This is a genomic window from Yoonia sp., assembly GCF_036770585.1.
Taxonomy (GTDB): Bacteria; Pseudomonadota; Alphaproteobacteria; order Rhodobacterales; family Rhodobacteraceae; genus Yoonia.
Map to the genome: position 1 here is coordinate 1 of NZ_DAIPIW010000100.1, position 7,224 is coordinate 7,224.

Annotated in this window: 9 protein-coding genes and 1 tRNA gene; 8 read left to right on the forward strand and 2 right to left on the reverse strand. The window is 62.9% G+C overall.

Going from position 1 to position 7,224, the window contains the following annotated elements; genetic code table 11:
* Window positions 1–723 (reverse strand): FAD-dependent thymidylate synthase (gene thyX, locus V7N12_RS13025; RefSeq protein ID WP_333715053.1); only part of this gene is annotated, 723 nt, incomplete at its 3' end.
* A 174-nt stretch (window positions 724–897) separates the two neighbouring features.
* On the opposite strand from thyX, the gene V7N12_RS13030 reads away from it, so the two are divergent.
* The 5 genes from V7N12_RS13030 (at window position 898) to V7N12_RS13050 (ending at window position 5,422) form a co-directional block, all read left to right on the forward strand.
* Complete coding sequence (locus tag V7N12_RS13030) at window positions 898–1,791, forward strand: hypothetical protein (protein ID WP_333715054.1); 894 nt, start codon at window positions 898–900, stop codon at window positions 1,789–1,791.
* A 16-nt stretch (window positions 1,792–1,807) separates the two neighbouring features.
* Window positions 1,808–3,181, forward strand: coding sequence for a surface lipoprotein assembly modifier (locus V7N12_RS13035; RefSeq protein WP_333715055.1), 1,374 nt, complete (start codon window positions 1,808–1,810; stop codon window positions 3,179–3,181).
* An 80-nt stretch (window positions 3,182–3,261) separates the two neighbouring features.
* Complete coding sequence (locus V7N12_RS13040; RefSeq protein ID WP_333715056.1) at window positions 3,262–4,200, forward strand: hypothetical protein; 939 nt, start codon at window positions 3,262–3,264, stop codon at window positions 4,198–4,200.
* A gap of 4 nt (window positions 4,201–4,204) precedes the next feature.
* A complete protein-coding gene (locus tag V7N12_RS13045; RefSeq protein ID WP_333715057.1) occupies window positions 4,205–4,465 on the forward strand; it encodes an acyl carrier protein in 261 nt (86 codons plus the stop codon).
* A gap of 93 nt (window positions 4,466–4,558) precedes the next feature.
* Entirely contained in the window at window positions 4,559–5,422 is an 864-nt protein-coding gene (locus V7N12_RS13050; RefSeq protein WP_333715058.1) for an alpha/beta fold hydrolase, read from the forward strand.
* On the opposite strand, the gene V7N12_RS13055 is transcribed toward V7N12_RS13050, so the two are convergent.
* Window positions 5,401–5,475 (reverse strand) — tRNA-Thr (locus V7N12_RS13055). The two genes, V7N12_RS13050 and V7N12_RS13055, sit on opposite strands and share 22 nt — an antisense overlap.
* A gap of 83 nt (window positions 5,476–5,558) precedes the next feature.
* On the opposite strand from V7N12_RS13055, the gene V7N12_RS13060 reads away from it, so the two are divergent.
* The 3 genes from V7N12_RS13060 to V7N12_RS13070 all read left to right on the forward strand — a co-directional run.
* Complete coding sequence (locus V7N12_RS13060; RefSeq protein ID WP_333715059.1) at window positions 5,559–5,702, forward strand: hypothetical protein; 144 nt, start codon at window positions 5,559–5,561, stop codon at window positions 5,700–5,702.
* A 6-nt stretch (window positions 5,703–5,708) separates the two neighbouring features.
* Window positions 5,709–6,974: a UDP-N-acetylglucosamine 1-carboxyvinyltransferase gene (murA, locus tag V7N12_RS13065; protein ID WP_333715060.1), complete on the forward strand. Its 1,266-nt coding sequence runs from the start codon at window positions 5,709–5,711 to the stop codon at window positions 6,972–6,974.
* Window positions 6,971–7,224 (forward strand): DUF2948 family protein (locus V7N12_RS13070; RefSeq protein ID WP_333715061.1); only part of this gene is annotated, 254 nt, incomplete at its 3' end. The genes murA and V7N12_RS13070, both read left to right, overlap by 4 nt.

Sequence of the window (7,224 nt, forward strand, 5' to 3'; positions counted from 1 at the left end):
TTTGCAGATCTCTTCGGCGTAGACGCGGATTTCGTATTGGGCGTGGGCGTCGGCCCGCAGCCGCAGGAAGTGGAAGAGGTTGTGCAGGTCCACCTTCCAGTACCATTGGGTGTAGATATTGGCGGGCAGGTTCATGCGGGCGAGTTCGCGGGCGAGGCCCTGTTGCCCTTCTTGCCCGATCATTTCCTCGTAGTGGTCATAGGCGCGGGTGGCGTCGTCCTTGAGGTAGGCCAGCACGCGGGCGGCTTCCTCGCCCGACAGCGCCTCGCCCCTGCCCTGATTGTTGATCACCGATTGCGCGGCGAGGTGTTCGGGGGCGGGGATGTAGAACTCACGATCGAGGATCGAATAGCGGGCCGAGTATTCGTTGACGTTGGCGGTGCGGTGGCGGATCCACTGGCGGGCGACGAAGACGGGCAGTTTGACGTGCAGCTTGATCTCGCACATCTCGAAGGGGGTCGAATGCCAGTGCCGCATCAGGTAGCGGATCAGCCCCTCGTCGTTCTGGACGGATTTGGTCCCCTTGCCGTAGCTGACGCGGGCGGCCTGACAGATGGCGGCGTCGTCGCCCATGTAGTCGATCACCCGGATGAACCCGTGATCGAGGACCGGATAGGCGGTGTAAAGGTGCGCCTCCATCCCCGGTGCGACGCTGCGCAAGGTGGGCTGCGGCTGCTGGCGCAGTGCGTTGATTTCGGCCTGCTGGTCGGGGGTCGTGGGCATGGGATGGTCCGCCTTTGGTGATGAGTCGCGCCACTATAGGAAAAGCGGTGCTGTGACAAAACCATCAACCTTTGGGCTAACCTGTGCCGAAGGCGCCTATTATTCATTGACAAGAATTGGTTGCGCCGCGAATTTCTCAAGAAAACGGGGCAGATTTCCCAAAAGGAGCAATAGATGAACAAGTTTTTGGTATTGGGCGCGATGATCCTCGCGCTGGCAGCCTGTGATGAGCGGTCGACGAATGTCGGTGATCCGACAAACCCCGATCCAACGGATCCTCCGATCACAGGAGGCAGCGCGACGCGTGTCGGCGATCTGGATGCCGCTTCATTTGACGACGGCGGCACGCCAGAGCTGACAGTCCAGCTGACACTGGACGGCAATCAGGTGAACCAAGTCTACCAATACGTGGAAACACTGTCGAATGGATACGCTCTCTTCGAACGTCAAGAGGGCACCAACGGCCGCAGCTTCCTGGCACTTGCCGCGACATCCTCTGACGGCCGCATCACGGGTGTCGTTGCGCAGGACGGCGGGCAGTTCAATCGCTTCTTCGGCGGCGCGATGATCGAGCAAGCCAATTTCTCGGCACCGGCGGCGACCGCACCGGGCGCAGTCGATGCAGGCAACCAGCGCTATTCGGGCAGCTATGCGGGTCTCGTCAACTTCGGTCCCCCGGCCCATGGCGGCGTCCCCGGTCTGGACGGATCGACCGCCGGGACCCCGTCGATCGTCACGGGTGACGCCTTCGTCATCGCCGATTTCCGGTCCGGGGCGCTGAACGGCGGCATCTACAACCGCGTATTGGAGCTTGGCGGCGGCATCGATCTCATCGATGTGATTTTGGTGCCTGGCACGATCTTTGCCGATGGAACCTTCGCCGGCACTGTCGAAGATATCGAGCAAAACGGTTTCGGAAACTATTCCGGGGCCTTTGGTGGAGCGGGGGCGACATCAATGGGCGGGATCCTCAATCTTGGGGAAGGGTTCCTTGCAGGCACGGCGCTTGAAGTAAATGCTGACGGAAACGAGAAGGAATACGGGATTTTCGTGCTCGACCGTGACTGACGCGACCTTCAAGGACATGGTCAGGTATCTTGCAAGCCTAGCCGCCGTTGCCTGTTGGGCGACGGCGGCGCAAACACAAAACACGGTCGATATCCCGATTGCGCAAGCAACGCCGGTTGCCGCACGCGCCTTGATGGCGGGTGATGCGGCGCTGGCACTTCAGATCGCCGATGCCATCCTGCAAGCCCGGCCCGACGACCGCGGTGCCTTGATCATCGTGGCGGCCGCAGCACCACGGGTCGGGGACCCTGCACGCGGTTATGCCGCCGGTGCGCGCGCCTGGCGCCTGTCGCAAACGCCCGCGCAACGCTATGAGGCCGCGCGTCTGACCGCCCTTGCCGCCAACAATCAGGACCGGTTCACCACGGCATCGCTTTGGCTGCGGCTTGCCCTGATCTCGGCCCCGGACGAGACCGAACGCGCCCGCACCCTGCAGGATGCGCGGCTGGTCAACCAGCGCAACCCATGGTCGACGCAACTGTCCCTTGCGCTTGCCCCGTCGAACAACGTCAACGGCGGTGCCGAGGACGAGGTGTCCAGCGCGCCGGGCAATCCCGAAGGGATCTTGTCGGAAGACGCGCAGAACCTTGCAGGCTGGCGCGGCGGCATCGGGGTGACGACCGCCTACCGGATCCAGGCGTCCGAGGTCAGCCGCACGACCATCGGCGCGGGCCTGCAGATCGGGCGCGTCTGGATCACGGAAGAGACGGAGGTCCCGAACGAGGCTTTCGACACCAGCTCGGCCCGGGTCTTTCTGCGCCATGACCGCGCCCTTTGGGGCGGTGCCTTGGGGCTGGGGCTGACCTATGGCCGCTACAATTACCGCGATCTGGACCTGTCCGAAGCCACGACCGAGGGACGGTCTTATGACGTCGCGGGGATCTCGGCCGAGTATCGCCATGCTGTCAACGAGAGCACCTCGCTGCAACTCAGCCTCTCGCGCGATCTCATCACCTATGAAGAGACCAGTATCGGTGAAGTCGACAGGCGGCGTGCCGATGTCGCCCTGGGCCATGCGCTGGCCAGCGGCGATACGGTCACCGCCTCTTACAGCGTGACCGACAGCATTGGCGACAATGACAACTACACCTCGCTGGAACATGCCTTGCGGCTGGGCTACCGCTGGGCGGAACCTGTCGGGCCGGTGACGCTTGCGGTCGGGGCCGGTATCCGCTGGGTTGACTACCCGTCCTACCGGCTGCTTCTGCCGGTGATGGGCGGTCGCCAGGACGAGACGGTCTCGGCCAATCTCTCGATCGGGTTTCCCGAAGCGGAGTTCGCAGGCTTCATCCCGGGTCTGCGGATCGAGGCGCAAAAGACGGAAAGCAATGTCAGCCGTTTCGACAGCACAACACTGGGGGCCAGCCTGACGCTCCAGTCGTCGTTCTGATGTGATGCGGCCCACGTCCCGTAGCGGTTGCAGCCCAGTGGCGCATACGGCTAGGGTCAGCGGATAGGATGGGACCGCCAATGACCGAAACCACCCACGTTCTGGACTTCGACGGGATTGCGAAGGTCTTGCGGGACCCTGACTTCGACGTCGTTCGCTTCGGAGACGGGCATCACTACATTGGCCAGTATACAGGGATCGACGTTTCCGAGATTGTCTCCGCCTTTCGCGCAGTGCCCCTTTCCCTGCGCGGTGAGGACCATGCCGCCGCGCGCCAGCGCCTTGCCCGCATTGTTGCAGAGGCAGCACCACAGACCGGGGCATTCATCGAAGCCGAATTGCCCGCCCTCATCGATGCACTTTTGCAGCCCGGGCGGCACGATGTCCTTGCCGAATTCATCATCCCCTTGAGCGAGGGCTTCATGAAAGCAAACATCGGCGCCGCGCCTGCCATCGCACCGGACAGCATGATCCCGCGCGCGCTCAGCGCGACGATCGGAATTGCCAAGCGCAAGCGCCTGAATACCGAGATGGGCGCCTTGCGGCAGCATCTGGCACGAGCACTCCCGCATCTTGGTGCAGACGAGATTGCCGATCGCATGGTCCTTGCCATTCTCGGGACGGACGCCTTGCGCGGCACACTGGGGCAGAGCCTGCATGCCTATTTCGAAGGGGCCCCGAATTCTGCCGACCCGACAGCCCCGCCGCGCACCGGTGTGCCGCGCATCCCGCGCGAAGTGATCCGGGACCATGTGATCGACGGCAAGCTATGTCCGGCTGGTCATCAGGTGAAAGCGGAATTGAAGTCTTTCAACGACTCCGACAAGACCCACGAACGCATCCGCTTTTTCGGCTTTGGCGCGCATACCTGTATCGGGCGTCAAATGTCGCTGAAACTCTGGCGCCGACTGGTCGAGGTTCTTGACGCCCACGCGCCCGATGTGCGCATCCTTGCTTACAGTCTTCGCCGAGATGACGTTTTCGACATTCCCGAAGAATTTCAAATTGAGGTGAGATGATCCGATGGCAAACGCGAGATCTGTTGTAGTAGATGCGCTGGCAGCGGCCAGTGACGGCGCAATTGCCGAAGACGTGCTTGACGGGCTGCGGGCAGGTGGTGACATCGCCCTCGACACGCTGAATTTGACCAGCCTCAAGCGCTTCGAGATCATCATGCGCATCGAAGAAGTGTTCGCCATCGAGGTCGATGATGACGAGGTGATGGAGCAGGAGTCGATTGCCAGTCTGATCGCCATGGTCGAAGCAAAGCGCCAGAGCGCCTGAGATACCTTGCAGGCCTCAAGACTGATCAAAGACCTGACCCGCGCAGAAAATGGGGCGCGAAAGGTTTACATCCTGACCGGTCTGGCGGGTCATGTGCTTCACCTGCGCCCTCTCGGCAAGGCACTCCGGCACAAATGGCATATGCGCGGGATCCTCTATCCGGTCTTCGCGGGTGGCAAAATGGCCTGTCCGTCGCTTGAGCATCTGGCCGAACGGATGACCGCAGCGGTTGACGATGCCGAGCAGGAACCTGTGCTTATCGGCTATTCCGTGGGCGGCGTGATTGCCTTCGAGATCGCACGGAGACTGGCAGATCAGGGCAAGCGACCGACCGTGGTGATGATCGATACCCAACTGCGGCAGCTTGCGTCACAGTTGCCCGATCCGCTGCTTACGCGGATGGCCGCCCGCAGTGAACAATTCATCGCTGCACTTCCCCGTAAGTTGCGGCGGTTCGTTCGCCGCGAACTTGCCGGAGCCAAGAAGTTATTCTGGACTTGGCCGGCAGCAGGCTTGCGGCATCTGTGGAACCGTTTGCCGCAACGCTTCAGAAAGCGGTTCGCGCCAAAGCCGCCGACCCCTCACATACCGGGCGATCCACATGGCATCGAGGTTCCCCACTGGATCAGCCTCGATGATCCGCTGATGGAGTTCTATATCGCCCAGACGCTGGCAACCCGGCGATATGTGCCTTCTCCCGCACCGGTCCCCGTCGTGGTCGTGCGCGCACGCCCCTATCTGATGCCCGAGGCTGTCTACCGGATGGCAGGGTCTTACGGTGACCATGGCTGGCATCTTGTCACAGAGGTGTTGGGCGTGGTGGTCAGCCGCGGCTCGCATGGTTCGATCGTGGACAACGAAAACCTGCCGAGACTGGCCAAAGCCGTGGACAAGGCCCTGACAATCGCGTTCGACGATCTGAAAAGCAGGAGAGATGGTGCTGTGAGAGAGGATTGAACTCTCGACCTCACCCTTACCAAGGGTGTGCTCTGCCACTGAGCTACCACAGCACGTGCGCGGGGATTAGACGCAATCGCGGTTCGGTGCAAGCCCTCTCTGGACGGTTTTTGCCCATGTTGCTAAGACCGCCCCCATGAGCGACAAAGACGTCAAAGCAAAGCCCGCAAAGGCGCCCGAGACCCGTGAAGACAGGCTCAAGGCGGCGTTGAAGGCCAATATGGCAAAACGCAAGGCACAGGCCCGCGCCCGCAAGGGTGCGGCGGACAAGAAAGAGTAGGCAAGCATGGATTCCATCGTGGTCAAGGGCGGCGCGGCGCTGTCGGGGCAGATACCGATTGCGGGCGCCAAGAACGCGGCGCTTGCGCTGATGCCCGCAACGCTGCTGTCGGAAGAGCCGCTGACGCTGACCAACACGCCGCGCCTGTCGGATATCAAGACAATGACCGCCCTGTTGCGGTCGCTCGGGGTCGAGGTGACGGCCCTGCAGGACGGCAAGGTGCAGGTCCTGTCCTCGCATCATGCGACCAACACCCGTGCCGACTATGACATCGTGCGCAAGATGCGCGCCTCGAACCTTGTGCTGGGCCCACTTCTGGCGCGCCATCACCGCGCCGAGGTGTCGCTGCCCGGGGGCTGTGCCATCGGCGCGCGGCCGATGGATATCCATGTCACGGCGCTCGAGGCGATGGGGGCCGAGATCGAACTGCGTGACGGGTATCTGCACGCCATTGCCAAGGGCGGGTTGAAAGGGGCGGTGGTGCCGCTGCGCTTTGCCTCGGTCGGGGCGACAGAGAATGTGCTGATGGCGGCCACGCTGGCCAAGGGCACAACCGTGATCGAGAACGCCGCGCGCGAACCCGAGATCGTGGATCTGGCGACTTGCCTGAAGGCGATGGGCGCGCAGATCGCAGGCGAAGGCACGTCCCGCATCGAAATTCAGGGCGTGGACCGGCTGGGGGCTGCGACGCACCGCGTCGTGACCGACCGGATCGAGCTGGGCACCTATATGCTGGCCCCTGTCTTCGCCGGTGGCGAGGTCGAGTGTCTCGGCGGGCGGCTGGACCTTGTCGCCTCTTTCGCGGAAAAACTGGACGAGGCCGGTGTGTCCGTGACCGAAACAGCGGCAGGCCTGAAGGTCGCCCGCAAGAACGGGCGCCCCCATGCGGTCAATGTCGTGACCGAGGTCTTCCCCGGCTTTCCGACCGATCTGCAGGCGCAGATGATGGCGATGCTCTGCACCGCAGAGGGCACATCGGTGCTGGAGGAACGCATCTTCGAGAACCGTTTCATGCATGCCCCCGAACTGATCCGGATGGGCGCGAATATCGAGGTGCATGGCGGTGTCGCGACGGTGCACGGGGTGGACCGCCTGAAGGGCGCGCCGGTGATGGCGACCGACCTGCGGGCCTCGGTCTCGCTGATCCTTGCGGGGCTGGCGGCGGAAGGTGAAACGGTGGTCAGCCGCATCTACCACCTCGACCGCGGGTATGAGCATATCGAGCAAAAGCTGGGTGCGGTCGGCGCGCGGATCGCGCGGGTGTCGGCATGACCGAAGACGCCACCTTCGAGGACGGGCGCGAGACGCCGCTGCGGCTGAAGGCGCTGGATACCGAGGACTTGCAGGTCCTGTCCTCGCTGGTGCAGGACGCGGTCTTTCCTTCCGCTGAAATGCGCTGGGACCGCAAAGCGCGACGCTTTGCCATTCTGCTGAACCGCTTCCGTTGGGAAGATGTCGCGCGCGCTCAAAAGCGGGGTCGCGCGGTGGAACGTGTGCAGGCCGTGCTGGCGGTCGAGGATGT

Coding starts and splice junctions, on each gene's coding strand:
- V7N12_RS13030 (WP_333715054.1), top strand. CDS start 898: ATGAACAAGTTTTTGGTATTGGGCGCGATGATCCTCGCGCTGGCAGCC.
- V7N12_RS13035 (WP_333715055.1), top strand. CDS start 1,808: ATGGTCAGGTATCTTGCAAGCCTAGCCGCCGTTGCCTGTTGGGCGACG.
- V7N12_RS13040 (WP_333715056.1), top strand. CDS start 3,262: ATGACCGAAACCACCCACGTTCTGGACTTCGACGGGATTGCGAAGGTC.
- V7N12_RS13045 (WP_333715057.1), top strand. CDS start 4,205: ATGGCAAACGCGAGATCTGTTGTAGTAGATGCGCTGGCAGCGGCCAGT.
- V7N12_RS13060 (WP_333715059.1), top strand. CDS start 5,559: ATGAGCGACAAAGACGTCAAAGCAAAGCCCGCAAAGGCGCCCGAGACC.
- murA (WP_333715060.1), top strand. CDS start 5,709: ATGGATTCCATCGTGGTCAAGGGCGGCGCGGCGCTGTCGGGGCAGATA.